The organism is Streptomyces sp. NPDC048411 (genome assembly GCF_040704695.1).
Classification (GTDB): domain Bacteria; phylum Actinomycetota; class Actinomycetes; order Streptomycetales; family Streptomycetaceae; genus Streptomyces.
Genome location: NZ_JBEZKL010000006.1, coordinates 76,693 through 103,303 on the forward strand (window position 1 = coordinate 76,693; position 26,611 = coordinate 103,303).

18 protein-coding genes and 4 pseudogenes are annotated in these 26,611 nt (G+C 70.0%); 12 read left to right on the forward strand and 10 right to left on the reverse strand.

Annotated elements, in window-relative coordinates; genetic code table 11:
* Positions 1-152: 152 nt before the first annotated feature.
* Positions 153-4,895, reverse strand: a complete 4,743-nt coding sequence (locus AB0915_RS04135) for an aminotransferase class I/II-fold pyridoxal phosphate-dependent enzyme (RefSeq protein ID WP_366689602.1) — start codon at positions 4,893-4,895, stop codon at positions 153-155.
* A 645-nt stretch (positions 4,896-5,540) separates the two neighbouring features.
* On the opposite strand from AB0915_RS04135, the gene AB0915_RS04140 reads away from it, so the two are divergent.
* From AB0915_RS04140 to AB0915_RS04155, 4 genes are all read left to right on the forward strand, one after another.
* Positions 5,541-7,829 carry an MMPL family transporter gene (locus AB0915_RS04140; RefSeq protein WP_366689603.1) on the forward strand — a complete coding sequence of 763 codons (2,289 nt, stop codon included), beginning with the start codon at positions 5,541-5,543 and terminating at the stop codon, positions 7,827-7,829.
* Entirely contained in the window at positions 7,826-8,836 is a 1,011-nt protein-coding gene (locus tag AB0915_RS04145) for a hypothetical protein (protein WP_366689604.1), read from the forward strand. Before AB0915_RS04140 ends, AB0915_RS04145 begins: the two co-directional genes overlap by 4 nt.
* Before the next feature lie 294 nt (positions 8,837-9,130).
* Positions 9,131-10,090: an IclR family transcriptional regulator gene (locus AB0915_RS04150; protein WP_366689605.1), complete on the forward strand. Its 960-nt coding sequence runs from the start codon at positions 9,131-9,133 to the stop codon at positions 10,088-10,090.
* A 95-nt stretch (positions 10,091-10,185) separates the two neighbouring features.
* Positions 10,186-11,454, forward strand: a complete 1,269-nt coding sequence (locus tag AB0915_RS04155; protein ID WP_366689606.1) for a beta-ketoacyl-[acyl-carrier-protein] synthase family protein — start codon at positions 10,186-10,188, stop codon at positions 11,452-11,454.
* 107 nt (positions 11,455-11,561) lie between these two features.
* Here the strand turns inward: AB0915_RS04155 and AB0915_RS04160 are convergent, their stop codons facing one another.
* The 4 genes from AB0915_RS04160 to AB0915_RS04175 all read right to left on the reverse strand — a co-directional run bounded on the left by AB0915_RS04160 (position 11,562) and on the right by AB0915_RS04175 (position 14,750).
* On the reverse strand, positions 11,562-11,999 hold the full coding sequence (locus AB0915_RS04160) for a transcriptional repressor (protein WP_366689607.1): 438 nt from the start codon (positions 11,997-11,999) through the stop codon (positions 11,562-11,564).
* A 65-nt stretch (positions 12,000-12,064) separates the two neighbouring features.
* Positions 12,065-12,973: a metal ABC transporter permease gene (locus AB0915_RS04165; protein WP_366689608.1), complete on the reverse strand. Its 909-nt coding sequence runs from the start codon at positions 12,971-12,973 to the stop codon at positions 12,065-12,067.
* Positions 12,974-12,975: 2 nt separating this feature from the next.
* A complete protein-coding gene (locus AB0915_RS04170) occupies positions 12,976-13,758 on the reverse strand; it encodes a metal ABC transporter ATP-binding protein (protein WP_366689609.1) in 783 nt (260 codons plus the stop codon).
* A gap of 38 nt (positions 13,759-13,796) precedes the next feature.
* The gene (locus AB0915_RS04175; RefSeq protein ID WP_366689610.1) at positions 13,797-14,750 is read right to left on the reverse strand and encodes a metal ABC transporter substrate-binding protein; all 954 of its coding nucleotides are present in this window, start codon (positions 14,748-14,750) and stop codon (positions 13,797-13,799) included.
* A 208-nt stretch (positions 14,751-14,958) separates the two neighbouring features.
* Here AB0915_RS04175 and AB0915_RS04180 point away from each other — a divergent pair, with 208 nt between their 5' ends.
* The 3 genes from AB0915_RS04180 to AB0915_RS04190 all read left to right on the forward strand — a co-directional run bounded on the left by AB0915_RS04180 (position 14,959) and on the right by AB0915_RS04190 (position 17,141).
* Positions 14,959-16,341 (forward strand): glycine--tRNA ligase, encoded by a 1,383-nt coding sequence (locus AB0915_RS04180; protein ID WP_366689611.1) that lies wholly within the window; start codon positions 14,959-14,961, stop codon positions 16,339-16,341.
* Positions 16,342-16,442: 101 nt separating this feature from the next.
* Positions 16,443-16,646 carry a hypothetical protein gene (locus AB0915_RS04185; RefSeq protein WP_366689612.1) on the forward strand — a complete coding sequence of 68 codons (204 nt, stop codon included), beginning with the start codon at positions 16,443-16,445 and terminating at the stop codon, positions 16,644-16,646.
* 246 nt (positions 16,647-16,892) lie between these two features.
* On the forward strand, positions 16,893-17,141 hold the full coding sequence (locus AB0915_RS04190; protein ID WP_366689613.1) for a DUF6243 family protein: 249 nt from the start codon (positions 16,893-16,895) through the stop codon (positions 17,139-17,141).
* 91 nt (positions 17,142-17,232) lie between these two features.
* On the opposite strand, the pseudogene AB0915_RS04195 reads toward AB0915_RS04190, so the two are convergent.
* A pseudogene (locus AB0915_RS04195) lies at positions 17,233-17,394 on the reverse strand (MFS transporter); the annotation flags it as partial.
* On the opposite strand from AB0915_RS04195, the pseudogene AB0915_RS04200 reads away from it, so the two are divergent.
* From AB0915_RS04200 to AB0915_RS04215, 4 genes and pseudogenes are all read left to right on the forward strand, one after another.
* Positions 17,369-17,566 (forward strand): annotated as a pseudogene (locus tag AB0915_RS04200) (XRE family transcriptional regulator); the annotation flags it as partial. The pseudogenes AB0915_RS04195 and AB0915_RS04200 overlap by 26 nt on opposite strands.
* 201 nt (positions 17,567-17,767) lie before the next feature.
* Positions 17,768-18,916: a tRNA dihydrouridine synthase DusB gene (dusB, locus tag AB0915_RS04205; RefSeq protein WP_366689639.1), complete on the forward strand. Its 1,149-nt coding sequence runs from the start codon at positions 17,768-17,770 to the stop codon at positions 18,914-18,916.
* Positions 18,917-19,378: 462 nt separating this feature from the next.
* Positions 19,379-22,210: a pyruvate, phosphate dikinase gene (gene ppdK, locus AB0915_RS04210; protein WP_366689614.1), complete on the forward strand. Its 2,832-nt coding sequence runs from the start codon at positions 19,379-19,381 to the stop codon at positions 22,208-22,210.
* Between the two features lie 359 nt (positions 22,211-22,569).
* On the forward strand, positions 22,570-22,980 hold the full coding sequence (locus AB0915_RS04215; RefSeq protein WP_366689615.1) for a VOC family protein: 411 nt from the start codon (positions 22,570-22,572) through the stop codon (positions 22,978-22,980).
* Positions 22,981-23,121: 141 nt separating this feature from the next.
* Here the strand turns inward: AB0915_RS04215 and AB0915_RS04220 are convergent.
* Together AB0915_RS04220 and AB0915_RS04225 are read right to left on the reverse strand one after the other, a co-directional pair.
* A pseudogene (locus tag AB0915_RS04220) lies at positions 23,122-23,442 on the reverse strand (SDR family NAD(P)-dependent oxidoreductase); the annotation flags it as partial.
* A 116-nt stretch (positions 23,443-23,558) separates the two neighbouring features.
* Positions 23,559-23,660 (reverse strand): annotated as a pseudogene (locus tag AB0915_RS04225) (nitrite reductase (NAD(P)H) small subunit); the annotation flags it as partial.
* Between the two features lie 211 nt (positions 23,661-23,871).
* On the opposite strand from AB0915_RS04225, the gene AB0915_RS04230 reads away from it, so the two are divergent.
* A complete protein-coding gene (locus AB0915_RS04230) occupies positions 23,872-24,657 on the forward strand; it encodes a TSUP family transporter (RefSeq protein WP_366689616.1) in 786 nt (261 codons plus the stop codon).
* Between the two features lie 39 nt (positions 24,658-24,696).
* Here AB0915_RS04230 and AB0915_RS04235 read toward each other — a convergent pair whose 3' ends face one another.
* Together AB0915_RS04235 and AB0915_RS04240 are read right to left on the reverse strand one after the other, a co-directional pair.
* Positions 24,697-25,320 (reverse strand): class F sortase, encoded by a 624-nt coding sequence (locus AB0915_RS04235; protein ID WP_366689617.1) that lies wholly within the window; start codon positions 25,318-25,320, stop codon positions 24,697-24,699.
* Between the two features lie 128 nt (positions 25,321-25,448).
* Positions 25,449-26,333, reverse strand: coding sequence for a hypothetical protein (locus AB0915_RS04240; protein ID WP_366689643.1), 885 nt, complete (start codon positions 26,331-26,333; stop codon positions 25,449-25,451).
* Positions 26,334-26,611: the final 278 nt, after the last annotated feature.

Below are 26,611 nucleotides of genomic sequence, written 5' to 3' on the forward strand. Positions count from 1 at the left end.
GCGTGTTTCGAAAGTAGCGTCGTCCGCCCGTAGGGCGGGCCGGACGCCGCCTGGCAGGCGGGACTTTCGAAACACGCCCGAGGCACCCGGGTGCCTCGGTCCACCCGCTCCGTGCGCCGACGAGGACGCCGGCGGTTCGGGACGCCGACGGGTCAGGCCGGCTTCGCCAGCTCCTCGGCCATGACCTTCACCGTGTACTCGATCTGCTCCTCGGTGTGTTCGGAGGTGATGAAGAACCGGAGCCGGGCCAGCCGCTCCTCGACCGCCGGGTGCAGGATCGGGTTGGCGCTGATGCCACGCCGGTAGAGCCGGTCGGCGAGCTTGAGGGCCATCTCCGAGTCGCCGGTGATGCACGGCACGACCGGCGTGCCCTCGCTGGTACCGACGTCGATCCCGGCCGCCGCGGAGAGCCGCAGGAACAGGGCCGAGCGCTGGTGGAGCCGGTCGAGCCGCTCGGGCTCCTCCTGGATCACCCGCAGCGCGGCCAGGGAGGCGGCGGTGTTCGGCGGGGTGAGGCCGGCGCTGTAGATGAAGCCGGGGAGGGTGTAGCGGAAGTGCTCGATCAACTCGTGCCGGCCGGCCACGTAACCGCCGCAGCTCGCCAGTGACTTGGACAGGGTGCCCATCCACACGTCGACGTCGTCGGCGTCGACGCCCCAGTGCTGACCGATGCCGCCGCCGGTCTTGCCCAGCACGCCGATGCTGTGGGCTTCGTCCACCATCAACAGCGCCGCGTGCCGCTGCTTGACGGCGATCAGGGCGGGCAGGTCGGCGATGTCGCCGTCCATGCTGTACACGCCCTCGACCACGATCAGCACCCGGCGGTAGCGGTCGCGCACCTGGTGCAGGATCCGGTCCAGGGCGGCGATGTCGTTGTGCGGGAACGGCTGGCGGCTCGCCCCCGACAGACGGCAGCCCTGGATGATGCTGTCGTGCGCGAGCGCGTCGTGCAGGATCAGGTCCTCGGGGCCCACCAGGTGGCCGATGACCGTGACGTTGGTGGCATGGCCGCTGACCAGCGTGACCGCGTCCTGGGCGCCGACGAGGCGGGCGAGGCCCCGGTCGAGTTCCTCGTGCAGCGGACGGTTGCCGGACAGGATGCGGGCGGCCGAGACCGAGCTGCCGTACTGCTTGACCGCCTTGGTCACGGCCTTGACGACGGTCGGGTGGCCGGACAGGCCCAGGTAGTTGTAGCTGGAGAACGAGATCAGCTCGGTGCCCTCGACCCGGGTGACGTCCCGGATCGTGCCCTCGTGCGGAAGGTAGTAGGGGTTGCGGACGCCGAAGCGCTCGTACATGCGTGTGCGTTCGAGCGTGGCGACGACTTCGGGCAGGGCCCTGACATCACCGGTCGCGGTGCGGTCCGGCGCGGGGACAGCCTCGGTGCGGGGCGCGGGCACGGAGGGTACGGCGGGGACCTCGGTGGGTACCGGCACCGAGGCGGGGGTGGTGGTGGGGGCGGTACCGAGGAGCTCCTGGACCGTCGTGATCAGCTCGCCGACGGTGCTGATCCTCACCATGTCCGAGGCCCGTACCTCGATGTCCGGCCACTGCCTGCGCAGGCCCGCGGCGAGCTCGGCGAGCATGATCGAGTCGAAGCCGAGGTCGGTGGCGAACACGTGCTCCGGCTGCAGGAAGTCCTCGGAGTACGCGCTGACCTTGGCTGTCGCGGAGAGCACACGGGACGTCACCACGTCCGCCGGGTCAGCGGTCCCGACCGCCGGGGTGTGGGTCGTGAGGACGTCGGCAGGGGGCACCGGGACGGGGACCGGACGCGCAGCTGCGGTCACGCTCGCCGGCGCACCGTTCGGTACCGGGCCGTCGACCGCGACGGCGCCGACCGACTGCAGCAGATCGACCTGGGCGTGGAGGAACGAAATAAGGCTGCTCATGCTCGATTCACCGTTCGAGTGGGTGGAGACGGCGGACGTGTGGTCGGTCGTGGAGCGGTACGGCACGGCGGCCGTGGGCGCGACGACGACCGGAGCCGGGGCCGTGACGACGGCCGCAGAGGCCACTGAGGCGGCAGGGGCGACAGCGGAGGCCAGGGCGGCAGGGGCGGGAGTGTCGGGGCGCGGGGCGTCGGTGGTCCGCTTCCGGCCCGTTCCCTTGAGGACCGTGAAGGACGAGGTCTCCAGGGGTGACGCCGGAAGCGACAGCAGCGGCGGGGCGTCGGCCGGGAAGAGCGGGGCGGGATCCACCGGCACACCCGCCACCGCGAGCCTGCCCAGCGCCGTCAGGAAGGCCCGCGCGCCGTCCGGCCGGCTCGTGGTGAGCGGTACGACGTCCAGCATCTTGGCACCAGGGGTGCGCCGAGCCATCCGAAGCAGCGAGTCGCCGCCGTGGATCTGCACCAGGAAACGGGCCCCGGCGTCCGCCACCGACGTGACGGCCTCACTGAAGCGCACGGGGACGCTGTTGTGCCGGCTCCACAGGTCCCGGATCTCCTGCGGCCGGTCGCACACCCGGCCGCCGACGCCGGAGACGAAGGTACGGGCGGGCGCCACGAGCGGCAGGGCCGCGATGCGATGGGTCACCGCCTCGTCGGCCGCGGCCACCAGCGGCGAGTGGAAGGCGTGCGACACCCGCAGCCGCACCGCGGCCACGCCGCGCTCCGCGCAGCGCTCTCGCAGCCGCTCCACGGCCGCCTCGCCGCCACTGAACACCAGCTGGTGCTCGTGGTTGTAGCAGGCGGGCCAGACCCCGTCCACGTCGGCGGCGAGCTTCTCCGCCTTCTCGTGCGTCGCCTGGACGGCGAGCATCACGCCGGTTCCGGCCGGTACGGCGGCGGCGAGTGCTGCGCCCCGCCGGGCCATGAACCGGACCGTCTCGTCCGCCGCGATCGCGCCGGCCGCGGCCGCCGCCGGGAACTCGCCGACGCTGTGCCCGACGGTGAGGGAGGGGACGACGCCGCAGGCGGCCAGCAGCTCGGTGGTGGCGACTGCGGTGATGCCGAGCGCGGGCTGGCACAGGTCGGTGAGCGTGAGGGCCGCCATCGCCTCGGCGTCGTCGGGCCCGTGCTGCGCCCAGAGCAGGTCGGGCAGTCGCGCGGGGAGCTCTGCCGACTCCTCGGCGGTCAGGGCGGTCAGTTCCTCGGCGCGCCGGGCCGACGCCGGGAAGCGCCGGACCAGGTCGGCGAGCATCCCCGGCTGCTGCGCCCCCTGCCCGGGGAAGGCGAAGGCGATCTTCCGCTCCGCCTCGGGCAGCGGCTTGGCCGCGGCGTGGACGCCGGGGGCCAGCTCGCCGATGGCGCCCTCGTCCAGGCGCCGGGCGGCCAGGTCGAGCCGGTCGAGGAGCTCCTGGCGCGTGGCGGCGGCGAACGACAGGCGGGCGGTGAGCAGCTCGCGGCCGGCCAGGGTGCGGGCCACCGCGGCGGGCTGCGCGGCGGACGTGGTGACGGCGTCCCGGATCTTCCGGGCGTGCCGGGCCAGTTGAGGTATCGAGCCGGCGGACAGGAGGAACAGCCACGGCTCGTCCTCCCGTTCGGGCCGCTCCGGGGCGGGATCGGCCCCGGACTCCGGGAGCGGCGCGCCTTCGAGGACGGCGTGGACGTTCGTGCCGCCGAAGCCGAACGAGCTGACCCCGGCCCTGCGCGGCTCGTCCCGCGGCCACTCCTGCGGCGCGGTGGCCAGGCGCAGCCCCGACTCGTCGAGCCGCAGCTCGGGGCCGGCGCGGTGCTCGGCGGGCTGCGGCGGTACGACACCGTGGTGCAGGGCCAGGGCGGCCCGTACGAGGCCCGCCGCGCCCGCCGCGGAGAGGGTGTGGCCGATGAGGGCCTTGGACGAGGAGACGTAGCAGGGCCGGGTCTGGCCCGCCTCTTCGCGCAGCAGGCGCATCGCCTCCATCTCGGTGCGGTCGCCGACCGGCGTGCCGGTGCCGTGGGCCTCCAGCAGGCCGATCGCCCCCGGGGCCACTCCGGCGTCCCGGTAGGCGGCGCGCAGCGCGGCCAGCTGCCCCTGGGCCTGCGGCGTCATCGGGCCGCCGCCGCGCCCGTCGTTGGCGGTGCCGACGCCGCTCACGACGGCGTAGACGCGGTCGCCGGCCGCCAGGGCGTCCGCCAGCGGACGGAGCACCAGCACACCGCCGCCCTCGCCGAGCACGAAGCCGTCCGCCCGCTCGTCGAACGGCCGGCACACGCCGTCCCGGGAGAGCGCGCCGGCCCGGGAGAAGCCGATCAGCGCGTTGGGCGTGAGGTTGAGGAAGACCCCGCCGACGAGAGCCGCCGAGCACCCGCCCGACCGCAGGCTCCGTACCGCCGTGTCCAGTGCCACCAGCGCCGACGAGCAGGCCGCGTCGACGGCGTACGAGGGACCGCCGAGGTCGAACACCTCGCTCGCGGCGGCCGGCACCATGTTGCCGATGACACCGGCGATGGAGAACGGCCCCACGGGCATGACCGCCGACCCGGCGGCCTTTTCCAGGCCGGCCAGGAGCTCGGGGTCGTCCTCGCCGAGGTGAAACGAACCATCCGCGAGGAGCCTGGCGTTGGTCCGTGCGAAGGTCGCGTCGCGGTAGTCGATCGAGGACACCCCGGCGAACACGCCTGTCGTCGCGCGGTCGAAGGAGCCCCGCTCCCAGCCGGCGTCCTGCAGGGCCTCCCGGGCGAGGTCGACGAAGAGGCGTTGCTGGGGGTCCATGGCCCTCGCCCGGCGCGGTGGCACGCCGTAGTGGGACGGGGCGAACTGGTCGATGGCGGGGAGGAAGGCCACCCGGTCGGTGTACGTACTGTGCGATTCCCGGAAATCGCCCGGTCTGTGGTACTTGGAGTGATCCCAGCGCGATTCGGGCACCCCTGCGAACTGCGGCTCGGCGTTGATGGTCATCTGCCAGAACTCGTTGAGGTTCCCGGCGCCGGGAAAGCGGCACGACATGCCGACGATGGCTATACCAGTCACAGCTGCTGATACCCCGATCCGATAGTGACGGATTGCGTGACGCGGCGTCAGAAGTGGACGAAATGACAGGTCGTGCCAGGACATTCGGGCAACGAGGTTCCCTGAAGGTCGTGGTGATGGAGCGTCCTGACCTGGCTGTGCGTCAACTTCGCGCCGCGCACTCAGAGTTATGCAAGGGGGGAGGGCCGGCGGCGCGCCTTTTCACTCAGCGGAATGAACATGACTTCAAGGGCGGGTATCGATCTGCCGTCGCGCGTGTCCCGCGGATGTCCGTACGGTATCGCCGCCCGGCGACCCGGCCCGCCGCCGCCCCTGCCGGCCTCGGTGCGGGCCCTTTCTCAGGCTCCTCGGATCACCCTCATGGCCTCAAGTTTGCCTCGTGGTCACTGATTGGATCGCTGGTCCACGATCAGATCATTGCTCTTGGAGCAGTGTTCACTGAATGGCCACACTGATTCATATCCAGATCGGTGCTCTCAAATGGGAGCATCATTCTGACTCGGGTCGGTCCATCGACAGGCGTGTCCTGCAGAGGACGAGCCGTGCTCCTCGACGCAACGCCCAGTACCGATGAGGCCCGACAGTGCCCGGCAGAGCCCGGACAGGCATCGGACGAACCGTCAGAGAAGAACGAAAGGACCTCCCATGGTGACCACTTCGGTGCCACCCCAAAGCGGTCGGCAGAGCCGACGCGGCCCGTGGTTCACACTGCTCGCAGGGCTGCTGTTCCTGATCATCACCGGCGCGGCCGGCGCAGGAGTACTTGAAAACCTCAAGTCCGGCGGGTTCGACAACCCCGACTCCGACTCCGTGGCCGCCGCCTCGGCGCTGGAGCACTCCTTCCCGGAGAGCCAGCCCAACCTGGTGGTCATAATCAAGGACGCCAAGGGCGGGGTCGACAGCGCCGAAGCGCGCGCCGCCGCCCACCGGGTCACCACGACGATCGGCGAGAGCTCCGGAGCCCGGATCGTCTCCTCGTACTTCGCCACCCCCGACCCGTCGCTGCGCACCGACGACGCGGGACTGGTCCTGGTCCGGGTCAACGGTGACGAGAACGAAAGCCTCCAGACCACCAAGAAGCTCCACGAGGACCTGTCCGACCCGGGCGGCGACGTGGCGGTGTCCTTCGGCGGCATCAACGCCGTCAACAACGACATGAACACACAGATCGAGAAGGACATCGTCGCCGCGGAGACCATCGCGATCCCGCTGACGCTGCTGCTGCTCGTTCTCGTGTTCCGCGGCGTGATCGCGGCGCTGCTCCCGCTGCTGCTCGCGCTGCTCACCGTGGTCGGCTCCATAGGCATTCTCAACGTCCTCTCCCGGTTCACCGACGTCTCGGTCTTCGGGGTGAACCTCGTCACCGCGCTCGGCCTCGGGCTCGCGGTCGACTACAGCCTGCTGATCGTCACCCGCTACCGCGAGGAACGCGCCGCCGGCCGCAGCAACGCCGACGCCCTCCGCGTCACCCGTGCGACCGCGGGCCGCACCGTGTTCGTCAGCGGCGGCGTCGTTGGTGCCGCCCTCGCCACGCTGCTGGTCTTCGACCAGTACTTCCTGCGCTCCTTCGCCTTTGCCGGTATCTCGGTGGTCCTGCTGTCCGTCGGTGGCGCCCTCCTGCTGCTGCCCCCGGCCCTCATCCTGCTCGGCGACAGGATCGACGCCCTGGGCTGGGCCCGGCGGACCGCGCCCCGCCCCGCCGCGAACACCACCTGGGGCCGCATCGCCGGTCTCGCGTTCCGCCGGCCGCTGCTGCTCGCCACGCCCGTCGTCATCCTGCTGATCGGCATCGCACTGCCCTTCGGCCACTCGCAGTTCGGCGTCCCCGACGAGCGGGTGCTGCCGAAGAGCAGCGAGAGCCGGGTCGTGGCCGAGGCGCTGCGCAAGGACTTCGGTACCGGCGACGAGCACGCGCTCAATGTGGTCGCCCGGAACTGGAAGGGCACCGACGCGGACCTCGCGACGTACGCCACCGCCCTGTCCCGGACGGACGAGGTGACCAAGGTCGTCAGCGCCGCGGGCGTCTTCGAGAAGGGCGCCAAGGCCGCTCCCATGCCGGCGGCCCAGGCGGCCCGTTACGACAACGGCACCGCGACCTGGCTCCAGGTCCAGACGGACGTGGCCCCGTACTCCTCCGAGGGATCCCAACTCGCTCACGACGTACGGGACATCGACCCTCCGGCCGGCAACCGCGTGCTCGTCGGCGGTCAGGCGGCTCAGGTCACCGACATCAACCAGTCCATCGCCGACAAGCTGCCGATCGCCCTCGTCCTGATCGTGGTTTTCAGCCTCCTGTTCCTGTTCCTGCTCACCGGCAGCGTGGTCCAGCCGATCAGGGCACTGCTGCTCAACCTGCTCAGCCTGGTCTCGATCCTCGGCGTGACGGTCTGGATCTTCCAGGACGGCAACCTCTCCGACGCCCTCGGCTTCACCCCCTCGCCGCTGGCGGTTTCCATGCCGGTCCTGGTCTTCTGCATCGCCTTCGGACTGTCGATGGACTACGAAGTCTTCCTGATCTCCCGGATCAAGGAGCACTACGAGCGCACCGGAGACCTGGCCACCGCCGTCCGCGACGGCCTCGGCGCGAGCGGGCCGGTGATCACCGCGGCCGCGGCCATCCTCGCGGTCTCCTTCTTCGCGATGCTCACCTCCGGCGTGTCCCTGATCAAGCTGTACGGCGCCGCTACCGGCCTGGCGATCCTCATCGACGCCGTCCTGGTGCGCGGCGCGCTCGTACCGGCATCGCTGCGGGCCACCGGCCGCATCAGCTGGTGGGCCCCTTCCTGGCTGCGGAGCGTCCACGGCCGGTTCGGTATCCGGGAGTCGGCCGGGGAAACGGCTCCGGCCATCACCGGCCCGACCGCCGGCCCGACTACCGGGGCGTACACCGCCGTGGCCGAGGAGCGGCGTCACAAGGACGGAGCCAGAGCATGACGAGTCCCGAGAAGACGACCACGTTCCTGGACCGGCTGAGCGAGGTCGCCACCGAGGCCTCCCGGGCAGCGAACGCGCACAACACCCAGCCCTGGGAACTCCGCCACGGCACCGACCACATCGAGGTCGGCTGGCGCGCCGAGGACGCGCTGGGGCCGAGCGACCCGGCCCACCGCGACCTGCGGCTGTCGCTGGGCACGTACGTGGAGAGCCTGCTCATCGCCGCGGCCGAGAAGGGCATCGCCGTCGGCTTCGACCTCGACCTCGACATCACGGCCCGGCGCGTGGGCCGGCTGCGGCCGGCCGAGCGCCCCTACGACACCGGCTTCCGGGCGTCCGACATCGCCGGGCGCCGGGTCTGGCGCGGCGCCTGGACCCCGCAGCAGATCGACCCGGAGGCGATCGAGGCCGCGCGGGAAACCGCCCGCACGGCTGGCTTCCGGGTGGCCGCGATCAGCACGGCCGCGGCCAGACCGCTGCTCGTCCGCGCCTACCACTGGTTCTTCGGCGACCCCGGAATCGCCGCCGAACTCATGGCATGGACCCGGCTGAGCCCCCGTCACCCCAAATACCACCGCGACGGTCTGAACGACGTCATGCTGGTACTGAACCGGGTGGAGCGCTTCCTCATGGGACTGCTCTTCTTCCCGGCCGTCTACCGGGCGCTGCGCCCGCTGGGGCTGCCGCGCCTCCTCACCCCGCTCTCCTCCGGCGCGACCGCCGGTGACGGCGTCGTCCTGGTGATCCTGGGCAAGGGCGAGGACCCGGCTCAGGAGGTGACGGCCGGACGCCTGGTCACCCGCCTCTGGCTGGACCTCTTCCGGCAGGGGATCTACGTCCACCCCCAGAGCCACGTCATCGACTGCCCGCACACGGTCGGGGACCTGGCCGCCCTGTGCGGGGCCGAGGACGGCGAACGCCCGCTGGTCTTCTTCAGAGTGGGCATCCCCGCGGTCGACCCGTCCCTGCGCCCCCGGCACCCGCGCCGCGACCTGCCGCCGCAGTGACCTGGCACGGCCGTGTGGCCGGGCTCCGACGCCCCGTCACGCGGCCCGTGCGGCAACCGGGGTGACGGCCGGTCCGGAGACGGCCGGCCCCTGGCGATCACCCGCCCGTCGCGCGACGGCGCTCATGCCGTCGCCGCCGACGGGCGGGTGACGTGCTTGTTAGGGCACTGGCTTCCTCTGTGTCATCGAAGCGACCTTCACCATTGCTCCATACCTGTGAGGATCTTGCCCGTCTCATCGGGGGATCGCAGTGCACAAAGATGCACCAGGCGAAAGCGAGGCCTACGGATGGAAATGCGCAACACCACGGAAAACCGCTCGGTTGTGGAGCGCGCCTTCAGTGTTCTCGGCGTCTTCAGCGGTCGGGACCACTCGCTGTCGGTGAGCGATATCAGCCGCCTGTCCGGCCTTCCCGTGGCGACGGCACACCGCATGGCGACCAAGCTCGTCTCCCTGGGGGTGCTGGAGCGGGGGGAAGGGGGTAAATACACCATCGGGCTGAGGCTGTGGGAACTGGCCGCGCACGCGCCGCGGCACCGCGCGCTGCGCGCCGCGGCGCTGCCGCACATGCTGCGACTCCACGAGAAGACGAAAGCAACGGTGAATCTCTCGGTCCGCGACGGCGCCGAGGGGATCTGGCTGGAGAGTCTCGGCTGGGGCGGTCCGGTGCGTGTGGCACCGATGACCGTCGGCGACCGGTTCCCCCTGCACACCACGGCCCCGGGAAATGTCCTGCTCGCCTACGCGAGCCCCGACGCGCAGGAGGACATCCTGGCCCGCACGCTGACCCGGCACCCGGCAGGGACAGTGCCCGACCCCCTGGTCCTGCGCAGGATCGTCAGCCAGGTCAGGCGGTCGGGTTACGCCGCGGGCGACTTCCGGACGGAGCGGTGCACCTTCGCGGCCGCCGCGCCGCTGCGGGACCGCGCCGGAGCCGTCGTCGCGTCCCTGTCCCTGGTGACGGATCTCGCCGGGGCCGGCGGACCGCAATGCGTCAGCCACTTGCTGGCGACGGCCGTACGCATATCCCGGAAAATCGCCACCGCCCAGGACCGGGACGGCGGAATTCCGCACCAACGGGCACACCCCCAGGCGGGACGTCCCCTTCCGCTCCACACGTTCAGAGCCACGGAATCGGCCACGGAATCAGCCATGGAATCGACCGTTGAATCGGCCGTGGAAAGCGCCGTGGTATCTGCCGTCGGAGCAGTCGTGGAAGGGGATATGGAAACCACGCTCATCCGCCATCCCTGACGGTTCGATCGCCCCAGGACGCAGTGAGAAACAGAGCGAGCCGGAGCGGACCCGAGGCCGCGCAATTCCAGTTCAGACGTTGGAGACAGATTTCTGTGGATAAGAAGAACCGCACTGTAGTGGTCACCGGCATGGGCGCGACCACGCCGCTCGGTGGCGACACCACCGCGACCTGGGACGCCCTGCTCGCCGGGCGCTCCGGCGTCCGACGGCTCCCGCACGCATGGGCCGAGGAACTCCCGGTGCGCATTGCCGCCGAGATCGCGGTGGAGCCCGCGGGGAACTTCCCGCCCGCGCAGGCGCGCAGGCTCGACCGCGCCGCCCAGTTCGCCCTCGTCGCGGCCCGCGAGGCGTGGGAGGACGCCGGTTTCAAGGGCCGGGCGGGAGACGACGAGCCGGTCGACCCCGACCGCCTCGGCGTCGTGGTCGCCACCGCGGTGGGCGGGGTGACGTCCACGCTCCAGCAGTACGACATCCTCAAGACGCGGGGAGCCCGCAAGGTCTCCCCGCACACGATCCCGATGATGATGCCCAACACCGCGTCGGCCCACATCAGCCTCGAAGTCGGTGCCCGCGCCGGGGTCCACACCTTCGCGAGCGCCTGCGCCTCCGGTGCCGAGGCCATCGGCTACGCCATCACCATGATCCGCAGCGGCCGCGCCGATGTCGTTGTCGCCGGCGGCACCGAGGCGGCGGTGCACCCGCTGAACTTCGCCGCGTTCGGCAACATGATGGCGATGTCCAAGAACAACGGTGATCCGACCGGAGCCTCGCGCCCCTTCGACACCGGGCGCGACGGTTTCGTCCTGGGCGAGGGCGCGGGCCTCGTCGTCCTGGAGTCCGCCGACCACGCCGCCCGGCGCGGTGCCAGGGTCTACGCCGAGGCCCTCGGCGAAGGCGTCTCCTTCGACGGCCACCACATCACCCAGCCGGAGCCGACGGGCCGCGGCATATCCGCCGCGCTGCGGTCCCTGACGGACTCCACCGGCCTCGAACCCGCCGAGATCGCGCACATCAACGCGCACGCCACCTCGACCCCGCTCGGCGACGTCGCCGAGATCAGGGCGCTGCGCCAGGTCTTCGGCGACCACACCGACCACTTCGCGATATCGGCCACCAAGTCCATGACCGGACACCTGATCGGCGGTGCGGGCGGCGTGGAGACGATCGCCACCGTGCTCGCCCTGCACCACAGGCTCGCCCCGCCGACCATCAACGTCGACGACCCCGACCCGGCGATCGCCGCGGACGCCGACATCGTCCGTGACGAGCCCCGCCCCCTGCCCGACGGACGGATCGCGGCGCTCAACAACTCCTTCGGCTTCGGCGGCCACAACGTGGTGCTGGCGTTCCGTACCGTGTGACGCACCGGCGGCCACCGCCTGACGCACCGGCGCCCGTCACCAGGACGCACCGGCGGGCGGCGCTCCTTCGAGCACCGCCCGCCGGTCCCGCGTACCGCCGGCCCCGCTCAGCTCTCCGGCGGTGCCGCGCACTCCGCGCACGTCCCGAAGATTTCCACCGTGTGGGCCACGTTCACATACCCGTGCTGCGAAGCGATCGTCTCCGCCCACTGTTCCACCGCGGGACCCTCGACCTCGACCGCCTTGCCGCAGACCCGGCACACCAGATGGTGGTGGTGCTCGCCGGTCGAGCAGCGCCGGTAGACGGACTCACCGTCCGTCGTGCGCAGGACGTCCACCTCGCCCGCGTCGGCGAGGGACTGCAGGGTGCGGTAGACGGTGGTCAGTCCGACCGAGTCACCGCGGTGCTTGAGTACATCGTGCAGCTCCTGGGCGCTGCGGAACTCGTCCACCTCGTCGAGCGCCGCCGCCACCGCGGCCCGCTGCCGGGTCGACCGGCCGCGTACCGGGGCTGCGTTCGTTCCACTGATCGGCGCCGTCGCCACAGGTGCCTCCTCATGTCGCCCGTACATGTGTCGGGCCATTGTGCCAGCCCGCCCGTGTGCCGGGGTCAGACCCGGACGCCGTTCGTGGCCGGGCGGGCAGCCGGTACTTCCGGAGTCTCCCCTTCCAGGGTGCACTCCGCCGAGACTGCGTCGCTGCTGCGGGCGCGCCTTCTGGCCAGCGGCGTGGCGAGCAGGGTCAGTGCGACGAAGACGCCGATGGCCAGCAGCACGATGGTCGCGCCGGGCGGTACGTCCTGGTAGTAGGAGGTCACGGTGCCGGCCAGGGTCACCGTCGTACCGATGACGACGGACAGCACGAACGTCACCTTGAAGGACTTCGAGATCTGCTGCGCCGCGGCGACCGGGACCACCATCAGCGCGCTGACCAGCAGCAGACCGACGACCCGCATCGCCACGGTGACGGTTACCGCCGCCGTGACCGCGATCAGCAGATTGAGTGCGCGCACCGGCAGTCCGGTGACCCGCGCGAACTCCTCGTCCTGACTGACCGCGAACAGCTGTCGCCGCAGGCCCAGCGTCACCAGCAGTACGAAGGCGGCGAGCAGGCAGATCGCGGTGATGTCCTCGGACGAGACCGTGGAGAGGGAGCCGAAGAGGTACGAGGTGAGGTTGGCGTTGGAGCCGGTGTCGGAGAGATTGATCAGCAGCACACCGCCCGCCATACCGCCGTAGAAGAGCATGGCCAGCGCGATGTCGCCGCGCGTGCGTCCGTACCAGCGGACCAGTTCCATGATGATCGAGCCGACGACGGCGACGGCCGTGGCCATCCAGACCGGGCTGGTGGAGAGCAGGAAGCCGAGACCGACACCGGTCATCGCGATGTGGCCGATGCCGTCGCCCATCAGGGCCTGGCGGCGCTGCACGAGGTAGATGCCGACGGCGGGGGCGATGACGCCGACCAGTACGGCGGCGAGCAGGGCCCGCTGCATGAAGGGGGGCTGGAGAAATTCCATGATCAGGTCAGCAGTCCCGTCCGGACGGGCTCGGAAGCCGCATGGGGGTGTACATGGTCGTGGCCGGGCAGCGCGTGCTGGCCGACGGCCTTCGGGGGCGGCCCGTCATGCATCACACAGCCGTCGCGGAGGACGATCGCGCGGTCGATGAGGGGTTCCAGCGGGCCCAGCTCGTGCAGGACGAGCAGCACGGTGGTGCCGGCCGCCACCTGCTCGCGCAGCGTCTCGGCGAGGATCTCCTGGCTGGCCAGGTCGACGCCGGCCATGGGCTCGTCCATGATCAGCAGCTCGGGCTCGGCGGCGAGTGCCCGCGCGATCAGCACCCGCTGGTGCTGACCGCCGGAGAGCGCGCTCACCGAGTCCCCGGCCCGGTCGGCCAGGCCGACGAGCGCGATGGCGCGGTCGACGGCGGCCCGGTCCGCCTTGCGGAGCAGCCCCAGCTTCGTACGGGACAGCCGCCCGGCGGAGACGACCTCACGGATGGTGGCGGGAACCCCGCTGGCCGCCGTGGTGCGCTGCGGTACGTAGCCGATCCGCGCCCAGCTGCGGAAGCGGCGCAGGGGGGTGCCGAACAGCTCGACCGAGCCGCCGGTGAGCGGGACCTGGCCGATGACGGACCGGACGGCCGTGGACTTGCCGGAGCCGTTGGCGCCGAGCAGCGCGGCGACCTCACCGCGGTGCAGGGTGAGGTCGATGCCACGCAGCACTGGGCGCGCGCCGAGGGTCGCGGTGGCTCCGCGCAGGGCTATCACGGGGTCGGGCTGGGTGCTCTCGGGCTCGGGCATGAGCGCCTCCGATGCTGCTGTGGCGGGTGTTACGAGGGTCACTTCGCGCCGAGCGCCTTCTGGAGGGCGGCGAGGTTGGACTGCATGACCTCGAAGTAGTCAGCGCCCTTGGACTTGTCCGTGATTCCCTCGAGCGGGTCGAGGACGTCGGTCCTCAGGCCGGTGTCCGCCGCGACGGTCTTCGCGGTCTTGTCGCTGGCGAGGGTCTCGAAGAAGACCGTGGTGGCCTTGGTCTTCTTCGCGATGGTGTGGATCTCCTGGATCCGGGCGGGGCTGGGCTCGGCCTCGGGGTCGATGCCGGCGATGCCCTCCTGGACCAGGCCGTAGCGCTCGGCGAGGTAGCCGAAGGCCGAGTGCGTGGTGATGAACGTCTTGGTGGCGGTGTTCTTCAAGCCCGTCTCGTACGCCGTGTTCAGCGCGTCGAGCCTCTTGACCAGGGCGTCCGTGTTCTTGCGGTAGTCCGCTGCGTGGCCGGGGTCGGTCTTCTCCAGGGATGCGCCGACGCCCTTGGCGACCTCGGCGTACTTCACCGGGTCCAGCCAGATGTGCGGGTCGGCCCCGGCGCCCTCGCCCTTGTGGTCGTGGCCGTGCTCGTCGCCGCCGGTCTCGGTGCCGTGGTCCTCCAGCGTGGTCAGCTTCGCCGCGTCGACGCTGTGGGTCGACCCGGACAACTTGATCGCGTCATCGACGGCGGGCTGGATACCCTTGAGGTAGAGGACGTAGTCGGCGTCGCCGAGTCCGCCGATCTGCCGCGGACTGAGCTCCAGGTCATGCGGCTCGACGCCCGGCTTGGTCAGCGTGCTGACCGAGACGTGGGTCCCGCCGATCTCCTCGGCAAGGAACTGCATGGGATAGAACGACGCCACCACATTCAGCTTGTCGCCGGCCTTGCGGTCGGCGGCGTCCGACGGGGAGCAGGCGGAGAGGGCCGTGAGCCCGAGGACGACTGCTCCGGCGACGGCAGCGGTAGGTATGAGGCGGCGTATGTTCATGACAGTCATTTTCAACAAAACTGGAAACGATTGTCAACAAGCCAGGTGGGACGCCCACCGGGTGAGCCGTCCGCGCATCGATTTGATCCGGAGGGCGTGCCCGCCGGTAATCTGAAGCATTCGCCCGCCCGTCTCCCGACCACCACCCCCCACCGAGGCGCTTCGCGCCACCCCTGTCCAATTTCGTCGTCGTAATGAAGAGAGCACCGTGGCCGCCGACAAGATCGACTCCATCGTCAGCCTGAGCAAGCGCCGTGGCTTCGTCTATCCCTGCAGTGAGATCTACGGTGGCCAGCGCGCCGCCTGGGACTACGGGCCGCTGGGCGTCGAGCTGAAGGAGAACCTCAAGCGCCAGTGGTGGCGCTACATGGTCACTTCGCGCGAGGACGTGGTCGGTCTCGACTCGTCGGTCATCCTCGCCCCCGAGGTCTGGAGCGCCTCCGGCCACGTCGCCACGTTCACCGACCCGCTGACCGAGTGCACCTCCTGTCACAAGCGCTTCCGCGCGGACCACCTGGAGGAGGCGTACGAGGAGAAGCACGGCAAGCCGCCGGTCAACGGGCTCGCCGATCTCAACTGCCCGAACTGCGGCAACAAGGGCACCTTCACCGAGCCCAAGCAGTTCTCGGGCCTGCTCTCCACGCACCTCGGCCCGACCCAGGACTCCGGCTCGGTCGCCTACCTGCGCCCCGAGACCGCGCAGGGCATCTTCACCAACTTCGGCCAGGTACAGCAGACCTCGCGCAAGAAGCCACCGTTCGGCATCGCGCAGATGGGCAAGTCCTTCCGGAACGAGATCACTCCGGGCAACTTCATCTTCCGCACCCGCGAGTTCGAGCAGATGGAGATGGAGTTCTTCGTCAAGCCGGGCGAGGACGAGCAGTGGCACGAGTACTGGATGGAGCAGCGCTGGAACTGGTACACGGACCTGGGCCTGCGCGAGGAGAACATGCGGTGGTTCGAGCACCCGAGGGAGAAGCTCTCCCACTACTCCAAGCGCACCGCTGACATCGAGTACCGCTTCCGCTTCGGCGGCAGCGAGTGGGGCGAGCTGGAGGGCGTCGCCAACCGCACGGACTACGACCTCAAGGCCCACTCCGCCGCTTCCGGCACGGACCTGTCGTTCTTCGACCAGGAGGCCGGCGAGCGCTGGACTCCGTACGTCATCGAGCCCGCGGCCGGTGTCGGCCGTTCGATGCTCGCCTTCCTCCTCGACGCCTACATCGAGGACGAGGCGCCCAACGCCAAGGGCGTCATGGAGAAGCGCACCGTGATGCGCCTCGACCCGCGCCTCGCGCCGGTCAAGGTCGCGGTGCTGCCGCTCTCCCGCAACCCGCAGCTGTCGCCGAAGGCCAAGGGCCTCGCCACCGACCTGCGGAAGAACTGGAACATCGAGTTCGACGACGCGGGCGCCATCGGCCGCCGCTACCGCCGCCAGGACGAGATCGGTACGCCGTTCTGCGTCACCGTCGACTTCGACACCCTCGACGACAACGCGGTCACGGTGCGCGAGCGCGACACCATGAAGCAGGAGCGCGTCTCGCTGGACCAGATCCAGGCGTACCTCGGCGCCCGTCTGCTCGGCTGCTGACGCATCACGGTTCCACCGCGAAGCCCCCGGTTCCCCGTACGGAACCGGGGGCTTCGTTGCACACTGGGCACCACGCGACCATGCGTCAACGGGAGGCTCGGATGCCGTCCATGACCACGAGCAAGGTCAGCCGATGGGATCAGCACGGCCGCGAACATGTCGTCCATGTACGGAAGTCGGGGATACAGCGGCAACCGAGCTGCGACACGTGCGACTGGCGCAAGGGCGTGCAGTTCCTGCCCTGGCTCAAGGCCGAGGAACACCTGACGCGGGCCCACCAGGCGACGATCGACCCGACGGCCTGAGGCCTTCGGTGCGGGCGGCGGGGCAAAAAACGGCATCGGCTGAAAACGACACCGGCCGAAAACGGCACCGACCGAAATTCGGGTGCTGCGCCCGGTCCGGCCGGGGTACGGTTCCCGCATGTCTTCGTTCTTCCAGATCTACGAGTGAGAGCGCGGCGGGTTCGATCGCCCGCCGCCCACCGGATCGATTCCAGGTCGCTCACGACCTCATGTCTCAGGACGTCTCACCACGAATGGGAGAACCCCGTGGCCAAGAGCCGCAACAACCTTCTCGGTGTCGGCGGACAGCGCAAGAAGCTGTCCCGCGCCGATCAGCAAGACGCGGGCCCCGCGCGCAATGCCGACCGCAAGGCGGCGGCCGACCAGAAGCAGGAGCTGCTCCGCAAGATGCGTGAGCGTGCGCAGACGGGACCGGCCGCCGCGCAGACCGAGCCGTCGTCGGACGACTCCTCGCAGCCGGGCGCTCCCGAGCAGGACACGTCGGCACAGAGCTGACACCTCCTCACCACCCGTACGACCGTGGGCCCGGATCACCTCGAGTGATCCGGGCCCACGCCCTTGTCGGTGCCCCGTTGCCGCCCCGTGCTCACGCCACCCTGCGGGGCAGCCGCAGACTCAGCAGCGTCGTCAGCGCCACCGCGGCCAGCTGCACCAGTAGCGTCACGGCCAGCGCGTTCCGCATCCCCGAGCCCGGGACTAGGGAGAGGAACAGCGTTCCGAGCGTGGCCACGCCCAGCGCCAACGCGGCCGAGCCCGCCTGGAAGGCACTCCTCGGGCGGCTTGAGGCGCCCTCGCCGGAGTTCCGGGAGGTCTGGGCGCGGCACGAGGTGCTCGGCCCCGGCGGCCGGACCAAACTCTTCCGCAACGCCCGTGTCGGGCTGCTCCGCCTCGACCACACCGACCTGTGGCTCGGCCCGTCGTCCGGGCCGCGCATGGTGACGTACACCCCCGCCGACGACGAGACCAGGAAGCGGCTGCAGCAGTACGAGTTGCCGTCGGCGGTGGCTGAGCTCGGGCATACATGGATAGTACGGTTAACTAACGACCTTCGCCCGTGCAGTTGCCCGCTTCTCGCCCCTGGGCCCGCCGAAGCAGTTTCCGCCGTACGCGACAATGGAGCAATGACCACGCTCGCCCCCTCGCTCCCGCAGCTCCGGATCGGCCCGCACGCGGTGCAGCCGCCGGTGGTGCTCGCGCCCATGGCCGGTATCACCAACGCTCCGTTCCGCACCCTGTGCCGGGAGTTCTCCGGCGGCAAGGGGCTGTTCGTCAGCGAGATGATCACGACGCGGGCGCTGGTCGAGCGCAACGAGAAGACCATGCAGCTCATCCACTTCGACGCGAGCGAGACCCCGCGCTCGATCCAGCTGTACGGAGTGGACCCGGTCACCGTCGGCAAGGCCGTCCGCATGATCGTCGACGAGAACCTCGCCGACCACATCGACCTGAACTTCGGCTGCCCGGTCCCCAAGGTGACCCGCAAGGGCGGCGGCTCCGCGCTCCCGTTCAAGCGGCCGCTGCTGCGCGCGATCCTCAACGAGGCCGTATCCAACGCGGGCGACCTGCCGGTCACCATCAAGATGCGCAAGGGCATCAACGACGACCATCTCACCTACCTCGACGCGGGCCGGATCGCGGTGGAGGAGGGCGTCACGGCTGTCGCCCTGCACGGCAGGACCGCCGCCCAGCACTACGGCGGCACCGCCGACTGGGACGCGATCGCCCGCCTCAAGGAGCACGTCCCGGAGATTCCGGTCCTCGGCAACGGCGACATCTGGTGTGCGGACGACGCCCGCCGGATGATGGGCGAGACCGGCTGCGACGGCGTGGTCGTGGGCCGCGGCTGCCTGGGGCGCCCGTGGCTCTTCGGAGACCTGGTGAGTGCCTTCGAGGGTACGGAGGCCAGGCAGGCGCCGACGCTCCGGGAGGTCGCGACGGTGATGCTGCGGCACGCGACGCTGCTGGGGGAGTGGATCGGCGACGAGACCCGTGGCGTGATCGACTTCCGTAAGCATGTGGCCTGGTATCTCAAGGGCTTCTCGGTCGGCTCGGAGATGCGCAAGAAGCTGGCGATCACCTCGTCGCTGGACGAGCTGGGTGCGCAGCTGCACGAGCTCGACCTGGACCAGGCCTGGCCGGACGGGGCGGACGGGCCGCGCGGGCGTACCTCCGGCAACAACCGTGTGGTGCTGCCGGACGGCTGGCTGAAGGACCCCTACGACTGCTCGGGCGTGAGTGCGGAAGCCGAGCTCGACACCTCGGGCGGCTGAGGCACCGGGTGCCCTTGATTCACTCCCGCTCATCTGAGCATAAATCCGGAGCGAATCGAGAGTGAATCGAGGATGGACCGGATGGTGTGGGGCGCCGTGGCGTGCGAGGGGGGTGCCCCATCCGCATTTCTTTCGCGCTTTGCGGTCGGCGCATGACCGTGCGTGGCCTCGAGGGCGTCCGGATAGTGACATCTGAGCGCCTGCCGGGGCGTGATTCTCGCCACCCTTGAGGGGCGCATTGCTCAGATGAGCGGGATTTCGCGAACTGCACTTCTCAAATGATGGCACTCGGTGCCACCTGGGCTTCGCTTTGATCAATCAACGCATCAGCTACACAGTGTGTGCAATTCTCCCTTGATGGGGACTTTGGGTAGTGGTGCATTCAAGAAGTGAATGAATGAACTGATGCGTGTGTCTGGAAAGAAACTTTCGATCTGCTGGCGGACGAGTGGTTAAGGCCGCATGACGCGCAAGTGGACGTACCCAGACACCTTCGATCTGGGTATGTTCCTCGCCGTCAGGGCAGCCACCCGCGTCCTCGAGGAGTCGAGACCCGTGTCGGAAAACAAAGATCTCCACGTATCCACCCCGGAGCTCCAGGGTCAGAAGTTCGTTTATGACTTCACCGAGGGCAACAAGGATCTGAAGGACCTTCTCGGCGGCAAGGGTGCCAACCTCGCCGAGATGACGAACCTCGGGTTGCCCGTCCCTCCGGGCTTCACGATCACCACCGAGGCGTGCAAGGTCTACCTCGAGAGTGGCGAGGAGCCGACGGCGCTCCGCGACGAGGTGAGTGCGCACCTCGACGCCCTGGAGAAGCAGATGGGCAAGAAGCTCGGCCAGGCCGACGACCCGTTGCTGGTCTCCGTCCGCTCCGGCGCGAAGTTCTCGATGCCCGGCATGATGGACACGGTTCTCAACATCGGCCTCTCCGACGAGTCCGTCGTCGGTCTCGCCGCCCAGGCCGGCGACGAGCGGTTCGCGTGGGACTCGTACCGCCGCCTGATCCAGATGTTCGGCAAGACCGTCCTCGGGGTCGACGGCGATCTCTTCGAGGAGGCGCTGGAGGCCGCGAAGGAGGCCAAGGGCGTCACCGTCGACGTGGATCTCGACGCGGCCGACCTGAAGAAGCTGGTCAAGCAGTTCAAGAAGATCGTCACGCGCGACGCCGGGCGTGACTTCCCGCAGGACCCGCGCGAGCAGATGGACCTGGCCATAAAGGCCGTCTTCGACTCGTGGAACACCGACCGCGCCAAGCTCTACCGCCGCCAGGAGCGCATCCCCGGCGACCTCGGCACGGCCGTCAACATCTGTTCGATGGTCTTCGGCAACCTCGGTCCCGACTCCGGTACGGGCGTCGCCTTCACCCGCGACCCGGCCAGCGGCCACGCGGGCGTGTACGGCGACTACCTGCAGAACGCGCAGGGCGAGGACGTCGTCTCGGGTATCCGCAACACCGTGCCGCTCGCCGATCTGGAGTCGATCGACAAGAAGTCGTACGACCAGCTCATGCAGATCATGGAGACCCTCGAAACGCACTACAAGGACCTGTGCGACATCGAGTTCACCATCGAGCGCGGCCAGCTGTGGATGCTCCAGACCCGGGTCGGCAAGCGCACCGCCGGTGCCGCGTTCCGGATCGCGACGCAGCTCGTCGACCAGGGGCTCATCGACGAGGCGGAGGCGCTCCAGCGCGTCAACGGGGCACAGCTGGCGCAGCTGATGTTCCCGCGCTTCGACGAGGACGCGAAGACGGTGCTGCTCGGCCGTGGCATCGCCGCGTCGCCGGGCGCCGCGGTCGGCAAGGCGGTCTTCGACTCGTACACCGCGGTCAAGTGGTCCCGGTCGGGCGAAAAGGTCATCCTGATCCGCCGCGAGACCAACCCCGACGACCTCGACGGCATGATCGCCGCCGAGGGCATCCTGACCTCGCGCGGCGGCAAGACCTCGCACGCCGCCGTCGTCGCCCGTGGCATGGGCAAGACCTGTGTCTGCGGCGCCGAGGAGATCGAGGTCGACACCAAGCGGCGTCGGCTGACCGTCGGCGGGACCGTCGTCGAGGAGGGCGACATCGTCTCGGTCGACGGCTCCACCGGCAAGGTGTACCTCGGTGAGGTCCCCGTCGTGCCGTCCCCGGTCGTCGAGTACTTCGAGGGCCGGATGCACGCGGGCGCCGACGACGCCGACGAGCTGGTCGCCGCCGTGCACCGGATCATGGCGTACGCGGACCGGGTGCGCCGGCTGCGGGTGCGGGCCAACGCGGACAACGCCGAGGACGCGCTGCGGGCGCGGCGCTTCGGCGCCCAGGGCATCGGCCTGTGCCGCACCGAGCACATGTTCCTCGGCGAGCGCCGCGAGATGGTCGAGAAGCTGATCCTCGCGGACACCGACGAGGAGCGCGAGGCCGCGCTTGCCGCGCTGCTGCCGCTCCAGAAGGCCGACTTCATCGAGCTGTTCGAGTCGATGGACGGGTTGCCCGTCACCGTGCGGCTGCTCGACCCGCCGCTGCACGAGTTCCTGCCCGACATCACCGAGCTGTCGGTACGGGTCGCGCTCGCCGAGTCCCGCAAGGACGCGAACGAGAACGACCTGCGGCTGCTCCAGGCCGTGCACAAGCTGCACGAGCAGAACCCGATGCTCGGTCTGCGTGGCGTCCGGCTCGGTCTGGTCATCCCCGGTCTGTTCGCGATGCAGGTGCGGGCGATCGCCGAGGCGGCCGCCCACCGCAAGAACGCCAAGGGCGACCCGCGCGCCGAGATCATGATTCCGCTCGTCGGCACGGTCCAGGAGCTGGAGATCGTCCGCGAGGAGGCCGACCAGGTCATCGCCGAGGTCGAGGCGGCCACCGGCACCGAGCTGAAGCTGACGATCGGCACGATGATCGAGCTGCCGCGCGCCGCGCTGACCGCAGGTCAGATCGCCGAGGCCGCGCAGTTCTTCTCCTTCGGCACGAACGACCTGACCCAGACGGTGTGGGGCTTCTCCCGTGACGACGTGGAGGCCTCGTTCTTCACCGCGTACCTGGAGAAGGGCATCTTCGGGGTGTCGCCGTTCGAGACGATCGACAAGGACGGCGTCGGCTCGCTGGTCCGCAGCGCCGTCGCGGCCGGCCGGGCCACCCGCCCGGACCTGAAGCTCGGTGTCTGCGGCGAGCACGGCGGCGACCCGGAGTCGGTGCACTTCTTCCACGAGGTGGGCCTCGACTACGTCTCCTGCTCGCCGTTCCGGATCCCGGTCGCGCGCCTGGAGGCGGGCCGGGCAGCGGCAGAGGCGAAGGGCAGCGACAGCCGCTGACCTGATCACCCGGACAACCCTGAAGCGGCGGCACCCTGTGCGGGGGTGCCGCCGCTTCGTCATGTCCGGATCCCGGGCGGAGACAAAAGGAGCGCGCAAGCGCTTTCGGCATCGAGTACGGAGAACCAGTCATCCCGGTCCCGGCCGGTCTGTTCCCGGAGCGCGTCGGCCGACAGCTTCTCGGTGGCCCGTCGGCCGGTCGATCCACTGCCCGCTCCGTCCTTCGATACCTTCGTGGCTCCGACGACAGGAACTCCGGAAGATTTCTTCGCCGTCGGCGATGAGTTCGGCGGCGGCCGGACGTCTACCCCTTCGAAGCGCTCGAAGGGAGCGCCGCCGATGAGCAAAGAAGAGTGGACATGAACCAGATGATCTTCGTGAACCTGCCGGTCAAGGACCTTGAGACGGCGAAGGGCTTCTTCGCCAAGCTCGGCTTCTCCTGCAACCCGCAGTTCACTGACGAGAACACCGCGTGTCTCGTCATCAGTGACACGATCTTCGCCATGCTCCTCACCGAGCCCCGCTTCAAGGAGTTCACCAAGAAGGACGTCGCGGACGCGTCGAAGTCCACCGAGGTGATCATCGCGCTGAGCGCCGAGAGCCGCGAGAAGGTCGACGAGCTGGTCGACACGGCGCTCGCCTCCGGCGGTTCGCCCGCCAACGAGCCCATCGACCACGGGTTCATGTACGGCCGGTCCTTCCAGGACCCGGACCACCACATCTGGGAGGTCATGTGGATGGACCCGGCCGCCGTCCAGGGGCAGGGCTGACGCATCGGAACGCCCCGGGCCTCAGGGGGTGAGGCCCGGCCAGGTCACCCCGGTGAGCTGCTCGGACGCCACCCACAGGCGTTCGCTCGCCACATCGTTGCGCGTCCAGCCCGTCCGCCAGGACGGGGCGGGCGCACCCCGCCACGGCAGGGCCATCACACCGGCGTTGTTGATCAGCAGATCCAGCCGGTCGGACCGGTACGAAGCGGCGAACTCCCGTACGGAGGAGAGATCGGCCGGATCCAGCGGTGCGAACTCCACCTCCGCGCCCGGCACGGCCGCCCGGAGGCGTGACTCGGCCTCCTTGCCACGGGTCTCGTCACGGCACGCGAGCAGCACCCGCGCACCGCTGCGCGCCAGTTCGCGTGCCGTGACGAGACCGATACCGCTGTTGGCTCCGGTGACCACGGCCGTGCGGCCGCTCTGGTCGGGGATGTCGCTCGCGTTCCAGCCCTGGGTCATGGATCAAGCGTACGACCGGAGCCCACGGCCGGAATCAGCTGCGGAACGGCCCCTTCACCTCGCACGTGATGCCGTCGGAGCAGCGGCGACCCCATCGTTCGCCGTCGGGCGGCGTGTACCGCGTGGACCGGGACCGACACCTCGTCGTCGTCCAGGCAGGCACCCGTCGCCAGGTCGAAGCGCTGCTTCAGCGGTGGCGAGGCGACGAACAGCCGCCCCGCGTTCTCCGTCTGTGTCCTCATGGTGAGAAGCGTGCGCGGCGGGTGTTGCCCGACCGGATCCCCGCCCGGGAGGAACCTTGCGCTCAGCACCTCCGAAGAGGGTCTGTGAGGGCTGCGGAGACCCGAAAGCTCAGAGTTGGCTCAACTTTCCGGCAATCCCGCAGAAGCAGTTGGACGGGACATGCATTGCGTCCATAGGGTCGCGAGCATGCCCGACATCACCCTGACCACCCTCGTTGTCCTGTGCCTCGCCGCTGCTGCCGCGGGCTGGATCGACGCCGTGGTGGGCGGCGGCGGGCTGCTCCTGCTGCCCGCGCTGCTGCTCGGTCTGCCGCACGTCCCGGCCGCGCATGTCCTCGGCACCAACAAGGCGGTGGCCATCGTCGGTACCTCGGGCGCCGCCGTGACGTACGTGCGCAAGGCGCCGGTGAAGGTCGGGACGGCGGTGCGGATCGGGCTGATGGCGCTGGCCGGATCGATGACCGGTGCCTTCTTCGCCGCCGGGATCAGCAGTGACGTGCTCCGTCCGGTGATCATGGTGGTGCTGCTGGCGGTGGCGGCGTTCGTGATGCTGCGGCCGCAGTTCGGCAAGGAGGCGGGCGAGGGCACGGACCGGAAGGTCACCCGGGCCCGTACCGTCACCGCGATCGTGCTGGTCGGCGGCGGCATCGGCCTCTACGACGGGCTGTTCGGGCCCGGCACCGGCACGTTCCTGGTGCTCGCGCTGACCGCCGTGCTCCACCTCGACCTGGTGACGGCATCCGCGACTGCCAAGATCGTCAACGTCTGCACCAACGCCGGCGCCCTCATGATGTTCGCCTACCAGGGCAGCGTGCTGTGGCAACTGGCCGCGCTGATGGCGGTGTTCAACCTGGCGGGTGGGCTCCTCGGTGCGCGGATGGCGCTGCGCAAGGGCAGCGAGTTCGTCCGTGGTGTGCTGCTGGTCGTGGTGTTCTCACTCGTCGCGAAGCTGGCGTTCGACCAGTGGGCCTGACGGCCTCCCCCACGACAGCGAGCGGATCGGCGACCGGGGTCAGCGCACTCCGGTGAGGTGCGCGTACGCGACCACGTTGCCCTGGTAGCCGGTGTCCCGTGAGAAGCCGCCGCCGCAGGTGATCAGCCGCAGCGCGGCGAACGGCGAGGCGCCGTACACCCGCCGGTCGGGGAAGTTCTTGTTCTTGTACACCTCGATGGCGTCGAGCGAGAAGACGGCGGTGCTCCCGTCCTGCCGGACCACCTCGACGGTGCTGCCCTTGGTGAGGGTCCCCAGGTCGTAGAAGACGGACCGTCCCTTTGCGTTGTCGACATGGCCGGCGACGAGCGCGGTGCCCTTGGCGCCGGGCGGGGTGCCGTCCTTGTACCAGCCGACGACGTTGCGGTTCTCGGCCGGCGGCACGTCGAGGCTGCCGTCGGACCCGAGCCCGAGCCGGATCATCGGGGCGTCCACCTTGATGCTGGGGATACGGAGACGGACGGGCGTCGAGGGCCGCAACGGGGCGGCGACGGGCGAGCCGGGCTGCACTCCGGGACCGGCGGCGAAGGCCTGGGCGGTGGTCGGCTGCGGCGGTACCAGTACGGTGCCGGCGCCGTTCTGGATCAGCCAGACGCCGACCAGCGCTGCGACGGCGACCAGCAAGCCCTTGGCCTTCTGGAACACGGTCGTCCTCCGGGGTGTCGTCCTCCGGGACAGGGAAGGACGTGAGGAAGGAAGTGGGGGTCCCGTCCCGGTGACGCGAGGCCACCGGGACGGAATCGTGGCGGTACGGGGACGTGGGTACGTCCCCGTCAGCTGTCCGCCTGCGTGCCGCTCGCCCGACGACGCAGGAGCCAGGCTCCGCCGACGGCGGACACGGCGAGAACGCCGACACCCGCCGCGATCTGGGAGGTGTCCGGGCGGACGCTGCCGCCTACACCAGTTTTGACGTGCCCGGTGGGAGAGATGGGCACGGTGGAGCTGTCGCGGCCGTAGTCGTTCCCGGTGTCACCGCCTTGGGTGTTTCCGGTGGTGCGGCCGGTCCCGGTCCCGGTCCCGGTCCCGTTGCCGTTGCCGTTGTCGCGGCCTTGGCCGTTTCCGGTGTCACGACCGGTGTTGCGCCCGGTCCCGTTCCCGTTGTCGCGCCCGGTCCCGTTCCCGGTGGAGTTGCCGATGCCGAAGGGGTTCTGGTTCCCGAGCAGGCTCTCGCCCCTGGCTGCCAGGCCGTTGAGGGAAGGCACCGAGTTGCCGCTGCCCGTGTTGTTGCCGTAGCCGTTGTCTTCCACGGCGCCGGCGGGGGAACCCGCGGCGACGTACTTCGCGCTGTTCGCCGCCTTCACCCGCAGCGTGCCCGTGGCCATTTTGCCGTTCTTGCAGGTCACCTCGATGCGGTACGGACCGGCATGGGCCTCCTTCGGTACTGTGAACGTGCCGACCACCTCCTCCTCGCGGGTGGTGGACGCCAGCGTGACGTCGCCCGCTTTCAGGGGGTTCGCATTCCCGGCGGCCTTCGTGTCGTTCCCGCAAGCGGTGGTGCTCAACGTGACCGTGGTGCCCGGAGCCGCTTCCGCCGGGGAAATCTCCAGCTGACCGACATCTCCTGCATACGCGGACGGCGCGGCGGTGGACAGGCCGAGCGTGGCAGCGGTGAGTGCTGCGGCGGCGGTGCCGGTCACGAGGCGGGCAGGACTGCGCATGGGGGTTCCTCCGAGCAGAGGCGCTGGCGAGTATCTCCTGGTGCTGAGCTAACGGGCGGCGCGCCACCCATGCATGCTGACACCAGGTCAGCTTTCACTCGACCGGTCCGGGCCGGGCTCCTTGCTGCGAGGTAAGTGTGCAGGTCACAGCGGGGATGGGAGGGCAGGTGGCCGGCCCCGCGACACACCGTGCCGATCGGGTGACGAGCTACGAGGAATGAGTGGTGTACGTCACACGCATGAGCTCGCCGGCCTCGGGCACACGCAGGACACCCCCC

Coding starts and splice junctions, on each gene's coding strand:
- AB0915_RS04140 (WP_366689603.1), top strand. CDS start 5,541: ATGGTGACCACTTCGGTGCCACCCCAAAGCGGTCGGCAGAGCCGACGC.
- ppdK (WP_366689614.1), top strand. CDS start 19,379: ATGACGCGCAAGTGGACGTACCCAGACACCTTCGATCTGGGTATGTTC.
- dusB (WP_366689639.1), top strand. CDS start 17,768: ATGACCACGCTCGCCCCCTCGCTCCCGCAGCTCCGGATCGGCCCGCAC.
- AB0915_RS04150 (WP_366689605.1), top strand. CDS start 9,131: ATGCGCAACACCACGGAAAACCGCTCGGTTGTGGAGCGCGCCTTCAGT.
- AB0915_RS04165 (WP_366689608.1), bottom strand. CDS start 12,973: ATGGAATTTCTCCAGCCCCCCTTCATGCAGCGGGCCCTGCTCGCCGCC.
- AB0915_RS04230 (WP_366689616.1), top strand. CDS start 23,872: ATGCCCGACATCACCCTGACCACCCTCGTTGTCCTGTGCCTCGCCGCT.
- AB0915_RS04240 (WP_366689643.1), bottom strand. CDS start 26,333: ATGCGCAGTCCTGCCCGCCTCGTGACCGGCACCGCCGCCGCAGCACTC.
- AB0915_RS04185 (WP_366689612.1), top strand. CDS start 16,443: ATGCCGTCCATGACCACGAGCAAGGTCAGCCGATGGGATCAGCACGGC.
- AB0915_RS04215 (WP_366689615.1), top strand. CDS start 22,570: ATGAACCAGATGATCTTCGTGAACCTGCCGGTCAAGGACCTTGAGACG.
- AB0915_RS04175 (WP_366689610.1), bottom strand. CDS start 14,750: ATGAACATACGCCGCCTCATACCTACCGCTGCCGTCGCCGGAGCAGTC.
- AB0915_RS04145 (WP_366689604.1), top strand. CDS start 7,826: ATGACGAGTCCCGAGAAGACGACCACGTTCCTGGACCGGCTGAGCGAG.
- AB0915_RS04170 (WP_366689609.1), bottom strand. CDS start 13,758: ATGCCCGAGCCCGAGAGCACCCAGCCCGACCCCGTGATAGCCCTGCGC.